General features: G+C 56.6%; 15 protein-coding genes, 1 other RNA gene and 1 pseudogene. 9 read left to right on the forward strand and 8 right to left on the reverse strand.

Features of this window, described 5'->3' with window-relative positions:
- Positions 1–83: 83 nt before the first annotated feature.
- A complete protein-coding gene (locus tag WG938_RS07265; RefSeq protein ID WP_339979212.1) occupies positions 84–1,022 on the forward strand; it encodes a hypothetical protein in 939 nt (312 codons plus the stop codon).
- A gap of 31 nt (positions 1,023–1,053) precedes the next feature.
- On the forward strand, positions 1,054–2,886 hold the full coding sequence (locus WG938_RS07270; RefSeq protein ID WP_339979215.1) for an ABC-F family ATP-binding cassette domain-containing protein: 1,833 nt from the start codon (positions 1,054–1,056) through the stop codon (positions 2,884–2,886).
- A 10-nt stretch (positions 2,887–2,896) separates the two neighbouring features.
- Here the strand turns inward: WG938_RS07270 and WG938_RS07275 are convergent, their stop codons facing one another.
- From WG938_RS07275 to WG938_RS07285, 3 genes are all read right to left on the reverse strand, one after another.
- On the reverse strand, positions 2,897–3,847 hold the full coding sequence (locus tag WG938_RS07275) for a cation diffusion facilitator family transporter (protein ID WP_339979217.1): 951 nt from the start codon (positions 3,845–3,847) through the stop codon (positions 2,897–2,899).
- Between the two features lie 91 nt (positions 3,848–3,938).
- Complete coding sequence (locus WG938_RS07280; protein ID WP_339979219.1) at positions 3,939–5,456, reverse strand: carboxylesterase family protein; 1,518 nt, start codon at positions 5,454–5,456, stop codon at positions 3,939–3,941.
- Positions 5,457–5,521: 65 nt separating this feature from the next.
- On the reverse strand, positions 5,522–6,292 hold the full coding sequence (locus WG938_RS07285) for an alpha/beta hydrolase family protein (RefSeq protein WP_339979221.1): 771 nt from the start codon (positions 6,290–6,292) through the stop codon (positions 5,522–5,524).
- Between the two features lie 54 nt (positions 6,293–6,346).
- Between WG938_RS07285 and WG938_RS07290 the strand changes: the two genes are divergently transcribed.
- Positions 6,347–6,757, forward strand: a complete 411-nt coding sequence (locus WG938_RS07290) for a YbaN family protein (RefSeq protein WP_339979224.1) — start codon at positions 6,347–6,349, stop codon at positions 6,755–6,757.
- Here the strand turns inward: WG938_RS07290 and WG938_RS07295 are convergent.
- Positions 6,754–8,442, reverse strand: coding sequence for an AbgT family transporter (locus WG938_RS07295; protein ID WP_339979227.1), 1,689 nt, complete (start codon positions 8,440–8,442; stop codon positions 6,754–6,756). The two genes, WG938_RS07290 and WG938_RS07295, sit on opposite strands and share 4 nt — an antisense overlap.
- Before the next feature lie 134 nt (positions 8,443–8,576).
- Here WG938_RS07295 and smpB point away from each other — a divergent pair, with 134 nt between their 5' ends.
- From smpB to WG938_RS07315, 4 genes are all read left to right on the forward strand, one after another.
- Positions 8,577–9,080, forward strand: coding sequence for an SsrA-binding protein SmpB (gene smpB, locus WG938_RS07300; protein ID WP_339979229.1), 504 nt, complete (start codon positions 8,577–8,579; stop codon positions 9,078–9,080).
- Between the two features lie 91 nt (positions 9,081–9,171).
- Positions 9,172–9,555: a transfer-messenger RNA gene (gene ssrA / locus WG938_RS07305) on the forward strand.
- Positions 9,556–9,627: 72 nt separating this feature from the next.
- The gene (locus tag WG938_RS07310) at positions 9,628–9,786 is read left to right on the forward strand and encodes a hypothetical protein (protein WP_339979231.1); all 159 of its coding nucleotides are present in this window, start codon (positions 9,628–9,630) and stop codon (positions 9,784–9,786) included.
- Positions 9,787–9,863: 77 nt separating this feature from the next.
- The gene (locus tag WG938_RS07315; protein WP_339979234.1) at positions 9,864–10,265 is read left to right on the forward strand and encodes a VOC family protein; all 402 of its coding nucleotides are present in this window, start codon (positions 9,864–9,866) and stop codon (positions 10,263–10,265) included.
- Positions 10,266–10,311: 46 nt separating this feature from the next.
- Here the strand turns inward: WG938_RS07315 and WG938_RS07320 are convergent, their stop codons facing one another.
- Both WG938_RS07320 and WG938_RS07325 read right to left on the reverse strand, forming a co-directional pair.
- Positions 10,312–11,187, reverse strand: a complete 876-nt coding sequence (locus tag WG938_RS07320) for a VOC family protein (protein ID WP_339979236.1) — start codon at positions 11,185–11,187, stop codon at positions 10,312–10,314.
- Positions 11,184–12,200 (reverse strand): zinc-dependent alcohol dehydrogenase family protein, encoded by a 1,017-nt coding sequence (locus WG938_RS07325; RefSeq protein ID WP_339979238.1) that lies wholly within the window; start codon positions 12,198–12,200, stop codon positions 11,184–11,186. The genes WG938_RS07320 and WG938_RS07325 overlap by 4 nt, the downstream gene beginning before the upstream one ends.
- A 168-nt stretch (positions 12,201–12,368) precedes the next feature.
- On the opposite strand from WG938_RS07325, the pseudogene WG938_RS07330 reads away from it, so the two are divergent.
- Positions 12,369–13,289 (forward strand): annotated as a pseudogene (locus tag WG938_RS07330) (class C sortase); the annotation flags it as partial.
- 442 nt (positions 13,290–13,731) lie between these two features.
- On the opposite strand, the gene WG938_RS07335 reads toward WG938_RS07330, so the two are convergent.
- Positions 13,732–14,580, reverse strand: coding sequence for a GDSL-type esterase/lipase family protein (locus WG938_RS07335; protein WP_339979240.1), 849 nt, complete (start codon positions 14,578–14,580; stop codon positions 13,732–13,734).
- A 132-nt stretch (positions 14,581–14,712) separates the two neighbouring features.
- The gene (locus WG938_RS07340; protein WP_339979242.1) at positions 14,713–15,285 is read right to left on the reverse strand and encodes a PPA1309 family protein; all 573 of its coding nucleotides are present in this window, start codon (positions 15,283–15,285) and stop codon (positions 14,713–14,715) included.
- 187 nt (positions 15,286–15,472) lie between these two features.
- Between WG938_RS07340 and WG938_RS07345 the strand changes: the two genes are divergently transcribed.
- Positions 15,473–18,475 (forward strand): UPF0182 family protein, encoded by a 3,003-nt coding sequence (locus WG938_RS07345; RefSeq protein WP_445292901.1) that lies wholly within the window; start codon positions 15,473–15,475, stop codon positions 18,473–18,475.
- Positions 18,476–18,645: the final 170 nt, after the last annotated feature.

Consider the following 18,645-nt stretch of genomic DNA (forward strand, 5'->3'; position numbering starts at 1 on the left):
TTCTGTAGGAAAAGTGAATCACATGAACTTCGGCTGTGGCGGTGGTTTTCGCAGATGCTGCAGTTCAGCCTTAGGATTGCCACATGATTTCCGCTCATCGAGACGCACAGACGGTGACCGCATCTGCGCCCGCATTGTTGACGCTTCGCTGCGAACTGGCAAAAGCTACGAGCACAACTGGTGAACGGGTGCTTGAGATGCTGATGATCGTGCAAGCAGTATCGATGCATGCAACCGTGGAGCTGACGTGGTCTGATGTCCCTGTGCCGACGGCATCGCTGCCCGATGTGGTCAGGGAAGCTGTACTAGCGGTCGTCGGAAAGCAATCCCCGCATGCGGAAACAGTGCCGTTTACCGCAACCGTGGGTACGGAGATTCCAGACTGCTTGGGGCGACGGGCTGCGACCTGTGCCGCAGCCGTGGTGGCAGTATCTGAGGCCTTGGAGCTGCAACCGGATGAACATCAGCTGTCCACGGCGGCGGCTGAGCTGGATCCGCTTGCGCCTCTGAGCATGCGTGGGGGAATGCATAGCGTACGAGGCTCGCTCGAAGTGGGGACTGGAAAGCTGTCAGACGTTGTCTCTACGCGGGTGCTGGCGCGCGGTGATCAGTGGTGGGCAATTGCGCTGCAACGAGATTCCGTGAGCGTCGCAGATTCGGTGGCAACGCTGGAGGAATTAGGCCGTGTCAAGGATGCTTCCACAGAAGGCTTGGTGGCGGCCGATGCGGTGTGTGCCAGGCAATTGCAGCAAGCCTTGATTGCGGGCGATGTGATGCGTATCGGAGCACAATTACGCAATGACTTCGACGCAGCAGCGGCCACGTTGGTGCCGAAAGTCCGACGAGTGAAATCGCACGCGAATTCAGGTTTGAACTGTGCACCCGCCGCCGGGGCAGTGCTGTGTTTCAACGGGCCGGCGATCGCCTTTTTAGGGCGCGATCGGGATTCCGCGATTGATCTCGCGGGAGAACTGGCGGTGTCCGGCACGTGCTATGGCGCGGTCGTCGCCGGTTCCAGTTGAATCCGCAGGATCTGGCACAATTAGGGCCATCATGGCGAACTTGATTAATTGTGAAAATATCTCCAAGGCCTTCGGGTTAAAGACACTTCTCGACGGAGTGTCGTTGGGCATTCAAACTGGCGACCGCATCGGCGTCGTCGGTTTGAACGGCGGTGGCAAGTCCACTTTGCTGAAGATTTTGGCGGGGGTTGAACCTGCGGATTCCGGTCGAGTATCGCGCGCTAATGAATTGGCCATGGCGCACGTCACGCAGGGTGCCGAGTTAGATCCGGAAGCGACCATCTTCGATTGCGTCATTGCGCCACTCGGGTTGACCGAACACGAGTGGGCGGGCAACGCGAAGGTACGAAATGTGCTTGAGGGACTGGGCATTAATGATCTGGGGCTGGAAACCCGTGTAGGCGGGTTGTCTGGTGGCGAGCGCCGTCGCGTAAACCTCGCAGCTGCGTTGGTCCAGGACCTGGATTTGCTCATTTTGGACGAGCCAACGAACCACCTTGATATCGAAGGTGTGCAGTGGCTTGCAGATCACGTCATGTCGCGACGGTCGGCTTTGGTAGTTGTTACGCACGACCGTTGGTTCTTGGACACCGTGGCCACGAAGACGTGGGAAGTGCATGACGGGGTCGTCGATATGTATGACGGCGGTTATAACGACTGGACGTTTGCTCGTGCCGAACGTGCGCGACAGGCAGATGCAGCCGAGCAGCGTCGGCAGAACCTCGCGCGTAAAGAACTTGCGTGGCTGCGCCGTGGTGCACCAGCGCGAACTTCGAAGCCACGCTACCGCATCGAGGCTGCTGAAGCGTTGATTTCGGATGTGCCACAACCCCGTGACTCAGTGGAATTGATGGCGTTTTCGAAGCGTCGTCAAGGCAAAGTCGTTGTTGAGTTGGAACATGCTGCGTTCTCTGCGCCCGATGGGCGACAGCTGGTGAAGGATCTGACATGGCGGCTCGCGCCGGGCGAACGCATCGGTTTGGTTGGCGTGAACGGCTCGGGAAAGACGACTCTGCTGCGCACGCTCGCCGGTGAGCACCCGCTGGACGAGGGGCGACGGATCGAAGGCAAGACTGTCCGCATGGGGTGGTTGCGCCAGGAACTCGACGATCTGCCAACGGACATGCGCGTGCTCACTGCAATAGAGGACGTTGCAACGTACATCGATCTGGGCAACAAGCAGCTGACGGCGTCGCAGCTTGCAGAGCGTCTTGGATTTTCGCCGAAGCGCCAGCGCACTCCGGTGGGGGATCTGTCTGGTGGCGAGCGTCGCCGGCTCCAGCTCACCCGGGTGTTGATGAGCGAGCCGAATATTCTGCTTCTCGACGAGCCGACGAATGACCTCGACATTGACACGCTGCAGGAACTCGAAGATCTCCTTGATTCATGGCCGGGCACCCTTGTGGTCATTTCCCACGACCGCTATCTCATTGAGCGCGTGTGTGATTCCACGTGGGCGCTGTTCGGCGATGGCACGCTCACGAACTTGCCGGGTGGGATTGAGCAGTACTTGGAGCGTCGCAAAGTTTTGGCTGCAAGCGGTGTCACTGGTGCTGCGCCGACGCGTGCTGCTGGGGCCGGAGAAGAGTCAACCAACGAACGCGCTGAGTCTGCCGAACGCGCTATTTCTGCTGCCGAAGCTCATGCTGTGCAAAAGAAGATGAACAGCCTGGAGCGCAAAATGGCGAAGCTTTCTGAAAAGGAAGCGAAGATGCATGCGCAGATGGCGGAAGCCAGTGCTGACATTGCCAACCTGGATACCGAGAAACTGGCGAAGTTGGATAAGGCAGCAGCAGCAGTCCGCGAAGAACGCGACGAATTGGAAATGGAATGGCTGGAACTGGGAGAGCAGCTAGAGGGATAGAGCGCGTTGTCTAACAGTGCGTTTCAAACTCGTGATGCACGTGATCCACGTGTTCGATCTGAATCGTTGAGTGCTCGATTCCGAACTGGGTAGCCAGCATAGTCTGAGCACGATCCAGCAGTGTGGTCTCGTCACAGTTGCCGTGGCAATGTCCGTCCGTGACCAAATGCACAGTGAGCAGTGTCTCGGATCCGGATAGTGACCACACATGAAGATCATGGCTGTCGACAACGCCGTCGAGGCTCTCCAGTGCTTGGCGGATTGTGGTGATGTCGACGTCGTCAGGTGTGTGCTCCATGAGGATGGACACGCACGTGCGCGCGAGTTTTAGTGATCGTGGAACGATGAGCGCTGCAATGATCAGCGATACTACTGCGTCGACGGAGGTCCAGCCGGTGGCTGCGATGAGCAACGCAGAAATGATCACCGCGACGGAACCTGCGGCATCAACGAGAACATGCAGGTAGGCGCCGCGAATATTGACTGAACCCTTGGCTGGTTCCGAGAGCAGCCACATGCCAATGAGGTTAGCGATCAGGCCGACAATCGCGATAATCAACATCTGTTGAGTATTGATCTCCGCGCCCGCCCCGAATCGTTTGACCGCTTCCCACACGATGAAACCTGCGATGACCAATACGCTGATTGCGTTGGCGAGAGCTGCGAATACCTCGGCACGACGATGCCCGAAAGTCGCGGAATCATTAGCTTTGCGACGACCGATAAACAAAGCAGCAAGCGCCATGAGTAGGCCAGCTGCGTCGGTGAGCATGTGGCCGGCGTCGGCAAGCAGTGCGAGGGAGCCGGACACCAGCCCGCCGATGAGCTCAGCGAAGAAAACTGTGAGTGTTACCGCGGTGGCCGCGATTAAGCGGCGAGGAGAACTGGGCACATGCGAATGATCGTGATCGTGTTCGTGATCGTGGCTGTGGGCGTTGTGTTCGGAAGACTGCTCGCTCATGATTGCCACCCTAGCCGGGGCGGTAAACCCTTGTCTACCTGCGAAAACAGAAAGGATTACCGTTTGCAATTAGCGCGAGGTTGGTTCGAGGTTAGTACGTCTGTTCCAGCTGGAGGAAGTGGGCAGTTTGTTGCGTGACCTCCTTGGAGAATCGACCAAACCGGATGAACTCTGCCCACGCGCGACGTAGTGCATAGCCGTCCACTTCTACCTGCTCCCAGCTCAGGCCATCGATGAGCGCGGAGTTCTCCCACGTTTCTTCGTTTCCCCACAGCAAGGGAAGTTCAGAACAGTGCACACTTCGGTAAGGATTGCTCGGCGCGCCCCAATCGAACAGGTACCGAAATCCGTGACCTCCACGACGCGCATACATGGTGGTGAAACGGCGTGGGGAATATGTCTTACGTGAGTAGTGGAGAATCGCCTTTTCGGCAAGTCTCTTGCCGACCAGAGGAATGTCACTCATGGACTGGATGCGTTCGTCTGAATTCATGAACAGCGCAGCCTCGCGAGTGCTGCGACCCGCAAGAATGTCGATGTGCGGTGACACGTCGGCAATGCATTGTTCGAAATCCTCGGCAGATGGGAGTGGCGCGAACCCATAGCTGGGACCGAACGGCATGGCCTTTCCATTCGGATAGTCGGCAGCAGCTACAAGCCCGCGTTTCTCGGCTTCCAGCACTTCACTGACAGGCGCATCAGGTGCAGGAAGGCGTGCCTCAGTGCGCATTGCCTCATGCATCAGTGCACGTGGCGACGGCTCTCCATGTCCGGGCGGCAAAGTGAAACTTTCCAAGAAACCGAACGGGGCGCTCTGCAAAATGACTCGATGGAAAAGAGGCTCAAAAGCGTTCTTCTCGGCGAGGGGCGCGCCCATGATGCGGGCGCCCTCGGCGGCCATCATCGCGATGGCTAGGTCGGCACCTGCTGACTGACCCATGAGCGTGACATTGCTGGGGTCGCCACCGAAGCGATCAATGTTCGTGCGGATCCACTTCAGCGCGCTGCGGATGTCGTAAAGCCCCAAGTTTGGCGAAATTGAGTTGGACGCATCGGCATCATCGCTTGTGCCTAGAAAGCCGAAAGCGCCCAAACGGAACGTGAGGTCAACAACGATGATCTCGTGCTCGGCGACAAAGCGACTGGGATTGAAGCGCCCAGCATCGCCGCCACCGGCGACGTTGCCACCGCCATGAAGCCAAACTGCTACGGGAAGGCCACAGAAATGCTGGCTATTGTTCTTGTCCTTCACTGGAATGCCGGACGGTGTGGTGATGGAAAGACGGAGGCAATTTTCGTCCTGTCCTAGTGGATCATCGGCAGGCGCGACGAGCTGCGTTGCTGCTGTCGGCGGATTTTGTGGACACATCGGTGCCGGCGTCGTGGCCTGGAATGCCTCACCAAAATGATCCGCCAAATGCCCAGTGTGCTGCGGGCGTTGGTAACGCTCGGCATAGGCGTAGGGGATGCCTAATGCGCGCGCAACTACTGAATATCCTGCCGTTTTCCCACTTGCCATCGGAACCTGTTCGTACAGACCCTCGATGGTTCCAACTGCGCATTCCCACTGGGGAGGTGCGATTGTGTCACCTTCATCGTGTCCGTTCATGGAACAAAGTATTTCACAGTGAATGGCACTCACGCAGGACTTCGGTTAACGGAGTTCCCTAACGCCTAGTCAAAGGGCAAATATTCCTCAGCCCACACGCGAATCAGATCTGCAGCTCGGGAGGCGGACTTCGCTCTCGTGAGCAAATGATCTGCCCGGTCGAGGCTCATCAGCGACTTCGGATACCTCGCAACCTGAAATATCTTCTGCGCGTTATCAATTCCCACTACCTGGTCCGTCGGAGAATGCAAGATCAACAACGGCTTTCGAAGCTTTCCGACGTAGCTTTCCGGGTTCGTCTCCGCGAGGACTTCGAGGAACTCTCGGGAAATCGGAACCTCGCGACCGCCGATATTGAGGTTCTGGGTTCCGTATTGGTCGACAGTGCTGATGTCTTCGGCGATGCGCAAGATGGAGTGGGCCGGGTCAAATGGGGCGCCAATGGTGGCTACGGCTTTGGCCTTCGGCATGTCCTGCCCGGCGCGAAGTACAGCGGCGCCACCGAGGGAATGGCCGACAAGGAGTGACGGCGCCTGCAATTCTGGGTGCGAGTCCATGAATTCGTAGGCTGCGATGAGGTCATTGACGTTGGTCAGAAACGTCGTCTCGCCGAAGTCGCCACCGGATTCGCCGAGGCCAGTGAAGTCGAACCGAAATGCTGCGATTCCTTGTTTAGCTAGTGCTTTGCAGGTGCGCGAAGCGCCTCGTACTTGTCGATTGCACGTAAAGCAGTGACCGAAAAGCGCCCAGGCGCGAATGTGTCCGTCGGGAAGATCGACGGAAGCCGCGAGCGACTCTCCAGTGGAACCAGTAAAAGACAAGTGCTTGGTAGGCACGGAAAACAGCTTCCTCTCGGTTTTGTGAAGTTAGCTTACGTTAAAATTGCCGCCGTGAAGTATGTGTACATCGGCATCGGCGTGCTGAGTGTCGCGCTGGGTTCGATTGGCATTGTGGTGCCATTGTTGCCGACTACACCATTCCTACTACTTGCGGTGTTTTGTTTCGCGCGAAGCTCTGACAGCTTGCAGCAATGGTTGCTCAACCATCGACTATTTGGCCCATACCTTCGCAACTATTACGACGGCACGATGACCCGTGCGCACAAGGCACGCACGTTGGCCTTATTGTGGATTGGTCTTATGGCGTCTGCATTTTTCATTGGCAAACCAGTGGTGTGGGCCATTTTCGTGTTGCTGGGTGCTGCCGTCACGACGCATATTGTGATGTTGAAACCAGGTCGGAGCCAGAAACCCGGCAGAAAGGCCGGGCGAAACGATGTGGAAGAACCCGAGGTTCGTTAACGCACCGGAACGCCTGGTCCAAGCGGAATGCCTGCGAGGTACCAGATCACGAAGAACAGGAACCAGCCGACAAGCATCGAAATTGCATATGGCAGTGCCAGTGACATCAAGGTGCCGACGCCTGCTGGTTTGTAGTACTTCTGCAAGAAGGTCAGTGCCAAAGCGAAGTACGGCGACATCGGCGTGATGATGTTCGTTGGCGAATCGCCAATACGGAACAACTGCTGTGCAACTTCCGGCGAAACATTGACGTACATCAGCATCGGGACCACAACGGGTGCCATGAGCGCCCACTGTGCTGAGCCAGAGGTGATCAGCAAGTTAAGTACTGCAACCAGCAGCACCAACGCTGCGAACAAGACCAGCGGTGGCAGATCAGCCGTAGTCAGGAATTCGGCACCCATGATCGCCGTCCACTGACCGAGATTCGACCACTTGAAGTACGCCGTAAACTGCGCAACCGCGAAGAACAACACCATCATCGCGGTGAGCGTATCCAGGCCTCGCTCCATGAAGTCTGGAATATCTGACGACGACCGGATTGTTTTCGCACCAACGCCATATGCAATGCCCGTCGCAGCGAAGAAGATCGCGATGGACACCACGATGTCGGTCAGCAGAGGTGAGTTCAAGATGCCATCGCCTTCACCGCGCAGTGGCGAACCTGGGATGACAAGGAATGCTGTCCACGACGCCAGCGCAATGACCGCCATAATGCCCGCGAACGCCAAGCCTCGGCGTTCATTGCTATCAAGCTTGAGCTGCTCGCGATCGTCAGTGGAGTCACCAGAGGCATGGTTCTCCGCGTTTGCCTTGGCATCTGCCTCGGCTACAGCCTTCTTTGCTCCGGGCTTCGTGAACTCCGCAGCTTCGTGGTTAATGTGCTCGTCATTGATGGTTTTGGCAACATGCTTCGTAATGAAGAACTCAGTGACCACCGTGATAATCGCGGCCAGCACGATAGACGATGCCATCGTGAAGAAGTAGTTAGCCAGCGGTGATACCACGTACTCGGGGTCGACGAATGCGGCGGCAGTCGTCGAAATGCCGGCGAGAAGCACGTCGGTAATGTTCAGGACGAGTGAGGCGTTGAAGCCTGCCGACGAAGCTGCGAAGGCCACCATCGCACCAACGATGGGGTTGCGTCCCACGGCTTTGAAAGATGCAGCGCCGAGCGGAATGAGGATTACGTAGACGGCATCCGAGGCAATAGAACCGGTAACACCCGCGAGTGCGACCACAAAAGTCAGCAGCATCGGGGAGTGAACTTTCGCGATTGCAGCGCGAATCGCGGAACCAATCAGGCCTGAATACTCGGCAATTGCGACACCCAGCATGCACACAAGAATGAGTCCGAGTGGCGCGAACTCAGTGAAGTTCGTGACGGCATCGGTCACCATCTTTTGGAAGTACTCGGCGGTGGCCAAGTTTTGAACCGCGATGGTGTCACCGGTAGCCGGATCCTTCGCAGTCATGCCAGCAGCGGAGCCAATCCACGACGAAATGATGACTACGCCTGCAAGAATGACAAACAACCAAAATGGGTTGGGGAGTGCGTTGCCGACTCTTTCTAGCGTCGCCAAGAAGCCCTTTGCTTCGTTCCCAGTTGTGCTCTGGCTAGAGCCACTATTTTCGTTCACATCGGCAGGTCTGGCAGCGTCCCGTTGTGCTGCGTCAATACTCATGAAAACCTCACAGACTTTTAATGGAATTAACTCGACGTTAAGGGACATCACATCCACGAGTGCCCGGTTTTCCCGAAAACATTGCCCAATTGTTTTGATTCCATGCCCGCCGACGAACTAGGATTGTCCAGGTTATGGGCAAAAAGAAGTCGAAGAAAGAAAAGGTATCGGCCAACAATTCGGTCGTTGCCACTAATCGGCGTGCCCGGCATGACTACAACATCCTGGACACGTACGAGTGCGGTGTTGTACTCGTCGGCACCGAAGTCAAAGCCATCCGTGAGGGACGTGTTTCCCTCAACGACGCCTTCGCCACTATCGATGACGGCGAAGTCTGGCTGCGTGGTCTCCACATTCCGGAGTACTCGCATGGCTCGTGGATGAACCACGCGCCTCGTCGTAACCGCAAGCTCCTGCTGCATCGCGGGGAGATCGATTCACTGTGGGGCAAAGTACGCGACGGCAATAAAACCCTCGTGCCGATGAAGCTTTACTTCAAGGACGGCCGCCTCAAAGTTGAACTCGGTCTCGCTGCGGGTAAGCAGGACTACGACAAGCGCCAGGACATTAAACGTCGCACTGAGGAACGCGAAATCACGCGCGAGTTGGGCCGACGAGTCAAGGGCATCACTGGATAGGTGCTGCTTGACGACGGTCGTCGCAAAGCGTTATCCTAATATATCCATCCAGCGCTGATGTACGCGCACCCGCGCCGGGATGGGCGATTGAGGGGCTGATTTTTGGTTTCGACATCGTACAGCGAGCCAGGGGAAGCGTGCCGGTGCAGGCTAGAGACCACCGTAAGCGTCGTAGCAACTATATAAGCGCCGAGAATACTCAGCGCGACTACGCACTCGCTGCCTAATTAGCGATTAGCGTGTCTGTCAGACCGGGCTTGCCCTTTGGTTCGGACCCTGGCATCGACTAAAAAGGGCTTGCCTGCTGTGTTGGTCGCAAGGTGCAGCAGGGATCTTCTTACTTGTGACTGGGCCCGTCATTCGGACATGTTTGCCTGAGCCGAAGGGTCGAGTAGAGACGACCGTGCAAACTGCGCACGGAGAAGTCCTGGCGAGGTGGCGATGGACCCGGGTTCAATTCCCGGCAGCTCCACTTAACCCCCTACCTGTTAATGCAGGTTAGGGGGATTTTTCTTTGGAGTTTGAGAGTTCTCGTACTATTCAATCTATGAAACTCGTGCCGTATCTCATTTCCATTCTGCTCGTAGGTCTAGGCGCGTTTGTCGTCTACCTTGGCGAGCAAGATGATTCTCCAGGTCTGGGCGGGATTGGGCTGATCATCATGGTGGTGGCCGCTATCATCGCGATTCGGCAGATGCGAAAGTAGATCGCCTTCCGTGCCGACAACTCCGCCCCGCCACCACACCCATTGCACCTGCACCAGCACAGGTCTACTTTTAGGACATGATCAACGCGACGCCATACATTGGCTTCACTGGCCAGGCTGAAGAAGCACTGAACTTCTACGCATCCGTTTTCGGCGGCACCCCAAACACCCTCCCATGGTCCAACATGGGCTCCGACAATCCGGGCATCATGCACGGCCACCTCGTCACCGACGCAGGCTGGGATCTCATGGCTGCAGACAGCCCAGAGCATTCTGACGACGACACCCAACAGCGCGTCACCATCTGCGTATGGGGAGATGACACAGACGCGATGGTCGAGCAGTTCAATGCCCTCGCAGAAGGCGGCACCGTCACCATGCCACTCGAACCTCAAGCATGGGGCGCGATGTTCGGCGGTTTGAAGGATCGCTTCGGCGTCGACTGGGGCTTCAACGTGGAGCCTAAGAAGGCCGACTAGGTTCGCGAACCACTAGGCTCACGAGCCATCAGAAGCGACCGAACCACTAGAAGTCGTCAATAACGATCTTCTTCATACCCATCAGCCGGGAGTACGCTCCCGGCTTTTGCATGAGCTCTCCCAGATTTGCGGGCACAATCTGCCAACTCACCCCGAATTCGTCCTTGCACCAGCCACATGCTTCAGCTTCAGGTACCGCCGACAGCGCAGCCCACAAGCGATCGAGCTCTTCCTGCCCATCGGCTTCGACCAGCAAGGACACGCCCTCGCTGAACGAAAACTCATGGTCACGGCCGCCATCAATCGCTGAGAACCACTGCCCGGCGAGCTGAAAATCGCTGTACATCACAGCGCCCGGCACGTCCGGGTTGGGGAGCGTGGCACCACGGGATCCGTCGAAAAGCTTGATGTACTTGGCACTCGCAGCCTCAGCCTGCGGAGCCTCGCCAACAAACAGCAGCTGCGGAGTCACGAACGGCCGCGGATCACCCGCCGGATCGGTCAGACAGAGCTGCCAGTTCACGCCGAACCGATCAGCCAGCCAACCGTAGCGCGTCATGAACGGGTATTCGCCAAGCGGCATGAGCACGTGCCCGCCATCGACAAGCTGTTCCCACGCTCGCTCCAGCTGTGCCTTCGCATCCGGCAGCACACTGGGGTCGAAGTTCAGAACAAAGCTTATCGACGGATTCGGCGCAAAATGTTCGTCCGCATTAATCAGCGACAATCGTGTGCCAGCAATGTCGATATCGATGGTCAGCGTCTGGCCTGCGAATTCTTCTTGGAAAGGCAGCAAGCCAGTTTCGGGGTAGCGCACGGTCTGCACGATCGTGGTGTCGGGAAATACTGATGTGTAGAAAGCTGCTGCTTCGTCGGCAGTGCGGTTGAACCAAATGCTCGGGATGATTTTCTGGGAGGTCATGGCTGCACCAATACCTTGATGGCCTCGCGTTGATCCATGGCGCGGTAGCCTTCGGCGATGTCGTCGAGAGGCACGGTCTTGGTGAACACCTTGCCGGGTTCAATCTTGCGATCCATGATCAGCTGAATCAGCTCTGGCAAGTATTTACGCACTGGTGCCGGCCCGCCCATCAAGTGAACTTCGCTGGCGAACAGGGAATCTCCAGGAATTGCGACATCGTGTGAGACACCGACGAAGCCGACGTGTCCGCCTGGGCGGCATGCCTTGATCGCCTGCATCATCGACTCCTGCGTTCCCACAGCCTCGATGACCGAATGTGCGCCGAGACCATCGGTGAGTTCCTTGATCTTTGCGACGCCGTCATCCCCACGCTCTTCGACAATGTCGGTGGCACCGAACTCTCGGGCCAGTGCCTGTCGGTCAGCGTGTCGACTCATCGCAATAATTCGATCGGCACCCATTTGCTTCGCAGAAAGGACAGCCAACAGACCAACAGCTCCATCACCGACGACAACCACGGTCTTGCCTGGACCAGCTTGAGCTTCATCCGCTGCGAACCAGCCGGTGCCCAGCACGTCCGAGGCCGCCAGTAGGGAAGGGATGAGGTCGGCATCTGGTTGGGACGGCGTTGCGACGAGAGTGCCGTCGGCAAGCGGAACTCGCAGGTACTCGGCTTGCGCCTTGCCGACGAAACCGCCGTTGACGCATCGTGAGTGGTAACCGGCGGTGCAGATGTCACAGGTGTTGTCGGACAGACAGAACGAACCAATGACGAAATCACCTACTTTGACAGTGCGGACTTCGCTGCCGATTTCTTCAACGATGCCGACGTACTCGTGGCCCATCTGGCGTGGTTCTGGAATGTCGTCGTGACCGCGATACGGCCACAGGTCGGAGCCGCACACGCAGGTTGCGACAATCTTGATAACAGCGTCGGTGGAATCCTTGCTGGTCGGTTTATCGATCTCCGCAACGCGAATATCGCCCGGCCCGTGAATGAAGGTCGCTTTCATAGTTTCCACTATGTCACTGATGGTTCGAGCTGTGTCGAAATACATGGCGTTCACCACATTTTGCCTGCTCACGTAACGTTCACAATCCCGCTGAGCGATAGACTAGCCAAGGGGTAAACCTCATTATGGCGTTCCCCGAATTTCTGCTTTTGTGCTGGGAGAGTAAGTATGGCGAATCGTTCGGCTACGAAGCGTAAGGGCGCAGCGTCAGCAGCTGGCCAGCCTGATGCGCAGTCCGCTGGAAAGTCGGAGGTCAAGCGCAAGCGCAGGGGCGTTCTGCTCCCAGTGTTGTTGATCTTGGTGGGGCTGGGAGTGTTGTTGTACCCGGTCGTCGCAACGCAATGGAACAACATGGGACAGCTCAAAGCTGCCGAGGAGTACTCCAAGTTGGAGAAAGATATTCCTCAGGAAGTGAAGGACACTGCGTGGGAAGAAGCGCATGTCTACAACGACACGAAGAATACGGGTCCGATTATGGATGCGTGGTCGTCTCGTGCCGCCACGGATAATCCCGAGTATCAGCGCTATGAGCAGCAGCTCAACCAGGCAAATGCCATGGGCCGCATCATTATTCCTAGTATCAATTCTGATCTGCCTATCTATCACGGCACTTCAGACGCGGTTTTGCAGCGCGGTGTTGGCCACCTTTTCGGCACAGATTTGCCGGTAGGCGGCATTGGTAAGCACTCCGTGTTGTCCGGCCATACTGGATTGTCGAATGCAACGTTGTGGGACAACTTGGTCAAGGTCAAGGAAGGCGATGCCTTCTATATTGCCGTTGCTGGCCACAAACTGAAGTACGAAGTTCATTCGATTCGCGTGGTAACTCCCGACCAGACAGAAGTTCTCGAACCTGTCGAAGGGGAGGACCTGGTCACTTTGGTCACGTGTACTCCGTATGGAATCAACACGCACCGCCTCATTGTTCGTGGTCATCAAGTTCCTATGGATCCATCCGACGAACAGTTCTTCGACGATTCCGGCCTGAACTGGCAGTGGTGGATGTGGGCAATTCTTGCCGCCACCATTCTGATTCTCGCTCTGTTGTTCTGGTGGGTTCGCCGGATGATGCGTGGTGGAAAGCCTTCGGAGACTACAAAGGAAACGCTTGACGACGCTGGCAACGGCGCAGCAGAGTCAGTTAATGAAGGTGTTGCTGCTGGTGACGATGCCGGCATGAATTCTGGTGGCACTGCAGTGACTGATGCGGATCAGAACGAAGCGACACCCGTGGTCAGCGATGATCAGCCAGCGAGAGGTACAACTCCACCTAACGAGCCTCCGCGCAATCCAGGCTCGAATGGGCGTGGAACGAATCGTTCCGCCTGGGATGATTGGCGCTAGGCAAATCGGTTGGGGTTGTGACTAGGTAGTCCCATAGAACGAGGATGAGCCACACTCGATGGGGAGTGTGGCTCATTTTTGTGCCTATTTTTGGGCTCATGCGCGCATGTCAAAAGCCACGTCGATTCGACCTTTCGACGTGGCTTTTGGCGTTTTGTTTAGAGCAAACCGAAGTTCAAAAAGCTACTTAGAAAGTGCTCTTGTAAACGTTTGCGATAACGTCTGAGAACACCGCAGATCCGCGGTGGGTCAGGTGGTTAGTCATGTTGTACTGAGCGGTGTCAGAGTCCAGGATTGCGGAGACAAGACGCTCTCCGTCGCGGCCACACATTGCCATGTTGATGTTGGCGATGTCCTTCATGTTGACGAAGCCTGCGCCAGTTTCGTTCGCAGCACGCTGCTGACGAGCCTGGGTTGCCATCTCGATCTGGTGCAGTGGAGCAGCTGGGATCTGAGGAGCGAAGCCGTAGGCGTTGATTGGACAAGCGTAGTGACCATCAGCTGCGGAGCGGGAGGTGAACTCTGGGTATCCGACAACCAGGATGCGAGCATGGGAATTGCGCTGCTGAATCTTGCGGATCGCGCCGGTCATTGCAGCATTGAAGCCCTCGTCCTGGACTGCGCCAGGTGCCCAGAATGCCTGCATGGAGTCGTTGGCGCCAACGAAGAAGGTGACCAATTGGGTCTCGTGGTTGATGGCGTTGCGAGCAAGTGCGTCATCGACCTGAGCATTCAAGCTCTTCACTGGGTCAGTTGGGACGTACGCGGTGGTGCCGTTACAAGTGAAGTCACGGATTTCGAGTCCAGCCTTGGATCCAACCTGGCGAGAGACATTGGTGTTGCCCTGTGGGCAACCGGTCCAGGAACCCCACGTGGTGTTGTCCTCTGGGCCTGGGTTAGCTGGGAAGGAGTCGCCAAACGCAACGTAGTTTCCAGTTGGAAGGGCGTTAGCGATGCCACCGGTCAGGACAGTGGTTGCTGCGGTTGCTGCGGCAGCGGTGATGGCAGCAACGCGGCGAGACATAGTCTTCTTCATGTTTTGGGGCTCCATGGTCGAATAGAGAACTGGGCAGACACCTAAGAAACGCTCAGGGGTGTCTTTATCACTCTGTTATAGAACAGGTTTTTCCCGAGGTTGTCAACCTGGTTATGGCCGTAAGGAGTTTGGTTATGAAAATGTTGATGCGAGTGCAGCGATAACGCCGTCGGCAATTCCGTCTCCGGAATGGAGGCGAATCTCGTCATCGGCGAAGGGGCCCCACTCGTCTAGTTCAGCGTCTGTGGGGCGGGGTTGAATGAGTGTCAGTGATGGTCCGTCGGCCAGTACTCCCGAGAAAAGTCGAGCTTGCCGGGCGATTCCTTGGCCGGAGGTGGACTGCAATTCATCGAGTCGAATGTTGTCTAGTGCACCTTCGTCTTCCGGGGCGACGATGAGGATCTCCTGAGCCAAAACGGCGCCGACTACACCCTCGGGCCATGTCGTTCGTGCAATAAAGTCGGCAAGCTCCGGGCTACCCCCGTCAATCCCCTCCGGAAGTGTTTCCTGTGTGACTAGAGTGACTGGTGAGTCGTCGAGAACCGAAGGATCCAGGCTTTCCGCAACAAGTTCAGTCGGGACCAACGCAAACAAAGATGGGCGAGCATCCCAGCCCTCGGCGTGAACAAACTCCACGGCCTCGCGTACGGCTCGATTCAAAGCCTGCTGAGTGAACGGGCCGAAGCTAGAAGCGTCAAAAGTCATAGCGGAAAACTCCGAACTGTAGGTAGGAAGTGGCACGAGAGAAACCTATATAGATAGGTATACGCCGACGAGAAGAATCTAATGCGTTCGCTACGGGCGAAGGTCATAACCCAATCTGGCTGTTCTATTGCGCACGTTCTTCTTTAGAGTAGAGGTCAACAACAATTCGTGACATCAAGGAGTGCCGTTGTCTGTCAATATGGCCAGACCACGACGAACCGGATCCGGAAAACCAGGATGGCTCGCCAGTACCGTAATGGTGCTCGCTGTCCTGGCCATGCTGGTTCCGATCATGGTCAATATTTATACCGATTTTCAATGGTTCGGTGAAGTCGGCTTCCGCGGGGTGTTTGCCACAACCTGGATAACCCGACTGATTCTATTCATTGTGGTTGGGCTGATAGTCGCGGGGCTGGTATGGCTAGCAATGTGGCTAGCCTGGCGCGGGCGACCGGACAATATTGGCCCAATTGACCCGGAATCGCCACCGGCAATGTACCGAAAACTTGCCGAATCCAGCGTGAAGCCGGTCATGGTCGGTATCCCGGCTGTATTCGGTGTTCTTGGCGGTTTGATTGGGCAGGCAAACTGGCGCGAAACTCAGCTGTTCCTCAACCGACAGAGCTTCGGTCATGCGGACCCGCAGTATGGCAAGGACCTTGGCTTCTACGCCTTCGAGCTGCCGTTCTGGAACTTCATCGTCGATACCTTAGTGATGTCGGTCGTCATCGCGTTTCTCATGTCACTGCTGACGCACTACCTACTGGGCGGTATCCGTGCAGGTAACCCGACAACTGGGGAAAAGACCCGCGTCCAAAACGTCACGCGCGCCCAGCTTGCTTCGTGGGCCGGTGTCTTCATGCTGCTTAAAGCAGTGTCGTATTGGCTGGACCGTTATGAACTGCTGAATGCACGTCACGCTACATTCACCGGTGGTTCGTACACTGACATCAATGCTTTGTTGCCAGCAAAGATTGTCTTGCTGGTCATTTCTATTGTCGTCGCTGCGGCATTCTTTGCAGCTATTTTCTTGCGTAATCTTTCCATCCCAGCAATGGCCACAGTGCTGATGCTCGTTTCTGCAGCTGTGATCGGCGTTGCGTGGCCAATGGCTGTCGAACAGTTCAGTGTGTCGCCTAACCGTGCTTCGAAGGAACGCGAGTACATCGCTCGAAATATCGAGTCGACTCGTTATCACTACGGGCTTACCGACGACAAGGTCACCATCGACCGCAACTGGGGAGCCCCAATGGCAGATGGTGAAGACGAGAAGGCTGCAGAACAGGGCGCGGACTCAATTGCCAAGGACAAGGCAACGCTGTCTAATATCCGTATCCTCGATCCGGAAGTACTGCCACGAACCTTTACTCAGCAGCGTCAGCTGAAGAACTTTTACGGCTTCCCGGACACCCTGGCTATCGATAGGTATGAAGTAGACGGCGAAATGAAGGACTTCGTCGTAGCTGCTCGTGAACTGAACCCGCAAACTTTGCAGGGCAATCAGACTGACTGGATTAACCGCCACACTGTGTACACACACGGCAATGGCTTCATCGCGGCTCCTGCAAACAAAGTGGATGAAGTTGCTGCAGAGTCCGGCTCGTCGCGAGGCGGGTACCCCCTGTACACCGTGGCCGACCTGTTCGAGTCCGAGGATCCGAACGGCATGAATTTGAATCTCAAGCAGCCACGTATCTACTACGGTCCGGTGATCGCCAACACTCCAGCTGATTACGCCATCGTTGGGGGTAACGGCGATGGTAAGGACTTCGAATACGATGCCGATGGTCGCAACTTCACCTACGACGGTGCTGGTGGCGTTGGAGTGGGCAACTTCTTCTCGCGGGCAATGTTCGCGGCTCGTTACCAGGAAATGAACATCCTGCTGACGGACCGTATCGGTGACGACACCAAGATCATCTATAACCGTGACCCTCGTGACCGTGTGCAAAAGGTTGCTCCATGGTTGACGACGGACACTCGCACGTACCCAGTTGTCATCGAAGGCCGACTGAAGTGGATCGTCGATGGCTACACCACGCTTGCGCAAATGCCATATTCCGAGCGCACCAGCTTGCAGGAGACGACTCAGGACTCAACGAATCCTGACGGAACTCCACGTCCGCTGCCGAACTCAGATGTCAGCTATATTCGTAACTCGGTCAAGGCGACCGTCGATGCGTACGACGGCACCGTGGAGCTTTACGAATACGATGAGAAGGACCCTGTGCTAAAAGCATGGCAGGGCGTATTCCCTGGCGTCGTAAAGCCGAAGTCTGAAATCTCGGCAGAGCTGCAGGAGCACTTGCGCTACCCAGAGGATCTATTCAAGGTGCAGCGTGAACTTATGGCGCGCTACCACGTTGAAGACCCAGGCGTGTTCTTTGCGAACGATGCATTCTGGTCTGTTCCTTCGGATCCAACAGCTCCAGAGTCGGAGGGGCTGTCGCAGCCGCCGTACTACGTCATCGCATCGGATCCAAAGACCGGGGAACCATCATTCCAGCTGATTTCCGCGTTCCGTGGTTTGGAGCGTGAGTTCCTATCCGCGCATATGTCGGCTTCATCGGACCCTGGCACTTACGGACAGATCACCATTCGTGCGTTGCCAACGAATACGCAGGCGATGGGTCCTCGCCAGGCACAGGACACCATGATGTCCGCCGACCAGGTGGCACAAGACCGTACCTTGCTCGAGGGCACCAACGTTGTGACCAACGGCAACTTGCTCACACTGCCAGTGGGTAATGGCGAAATCCTGTACGTCGAACCTGTCTACACGCAACGTAAGGACCAGGAAACGGCATTCCCTAAGCTCCTGCGCGTCCTCGTGAGCTACCGCGGTGAGGTTGGCTATGGAGCCACCGTTGGTGAAGCTCTGGAGCAGGTAGGCATCGATCCTTCCGCGACTACCAAGGTTGCGGGCGAGGATGTCAAGCGTGACGACGGGCCGAAGCCAGCAGAGGGAGATGCCCCTAAGGAAGGCGAAGCGGAGAATCCGCAGGCACCAGAAGATGGCGGGGACGGCAAGGTTGACACCGCTGCCCGCGACGAGGCTGCTGGTCGCATTTCGGACGCGCTGAAGAAGCTGGAAGAGGCGCAGAAGTCGGGAGACTACGCTGTGCAGGGTGAAGCCCTCGCAGAGCTCGATAAGGCCGCCGCTGACTACCAGAAGGCAAATGGCCAGTAACGGAATACGCGAGGATTAGGCAATTGTTGGTGAGAAACACCTAACGACTGCTGACTGTGACAGGCCAGTTACGTGCGATGACCAGGGGATTGGTCAAAGCGTGTACTGGCCTGTTAAGGTTTAACCTCGTTGGCAACGACGACCGATGCAGAGTTAATGCTGTTGAGGAA

Origin of the sequence: Corynebacterium sp. H113 (genome assembly GCF_037572315.1) — a bacterium.
In the GTDB taxonomy this organism is placed as follows: Bacteria; Actinomycetota; Actinomycetes; order Mycobacteriales; family Mycobacteriaceae; genus Corynebacterium.

Bases quoted from the DNA above. Each gene is read 5' to 3' on its own strand.
- WG938_RS07265 (WP_339979212.1), top strand. From the start codon at position 84: ATGATTTCCGCTCATCGAGACGCACAGACGGTGACCGCATCTGCGCCC.
- WG938_RS07270 (WP_339979215.1), top strand. From the start codon at position 1,054: ATGGCGAACTTGATTAATTGTGAAAATATCTCCAAGGCCTTCGGGTTA.
- WG938_RS07275 (WP_339979217.1), bottom strand. From the start codon at position 3,847: ATGAGCGAGCAGTCTTCCGAACACAACGCCCACAGCCACGATCACGAA.
- WG938_RS07280 (WP_339979219.1), bottom strand. From the start codon at position 5,456: ATGAACGGACACGATGAAGGTGACACAATCGCACCTCCCCAGTGGGAA.
- WG938_RS07295 (WP_339979227.1), bottom strand. From the start codon at position 8,442: ATGAGTATTGACGCAGCACAACGGGACGCTGCCAGACCTGCCGATGTG.
- smpB (WP_339979229.1), top strand. From the start codon at position 8,577: ATGGGCAAAAAGAAGTCGAAGAAAGAAAAGGTATCGGCCAACAATTCG.
- WG938_RS07310 (WP_339979231.1), top strand. From the start codon at position 9,628: ATGAAACTCGTGCCGTATCTCATTTCCATTCTGCTCGTAGGTCTAGGC.
- WG938_RS07315 (WP_339979234.1), top strand. From the start codon at position 9,864: ATGATCAACGCGACGCCATACATTGGCTTCACTGGCCAGGCTGAAGAA.
- WG938_RS07320 (WP_339979236.1), bottom strand. From the start codon at position 11,187: ATGACCTCCCAGAAAATCATCCCGAGCATTTGGTTCAACCGCACTGCC.
- WG938_RS07325 (WP_339979238.1), bottom strand. From the start codon at position 12,200: ATGAAAGCGACCTTCATTCACGGGCCGGGCGATATTCGCGTTGCGGAG.
- WG938_RS07335 (WP_339979240.1), bottom strand. From the start codon at position 14,580: ATGAAGAAGACTATGTCTCGCCGCGTTGCTGCCATCACCGCTGCCGCA.
- WG938_RS07340 (WP_339979242.1), bottom strand. From the start codon at position 15,285: ATGACTTTTGACGCTTCTAGCTTCGGCCCGTTCACTCAGCAGGCTTTG.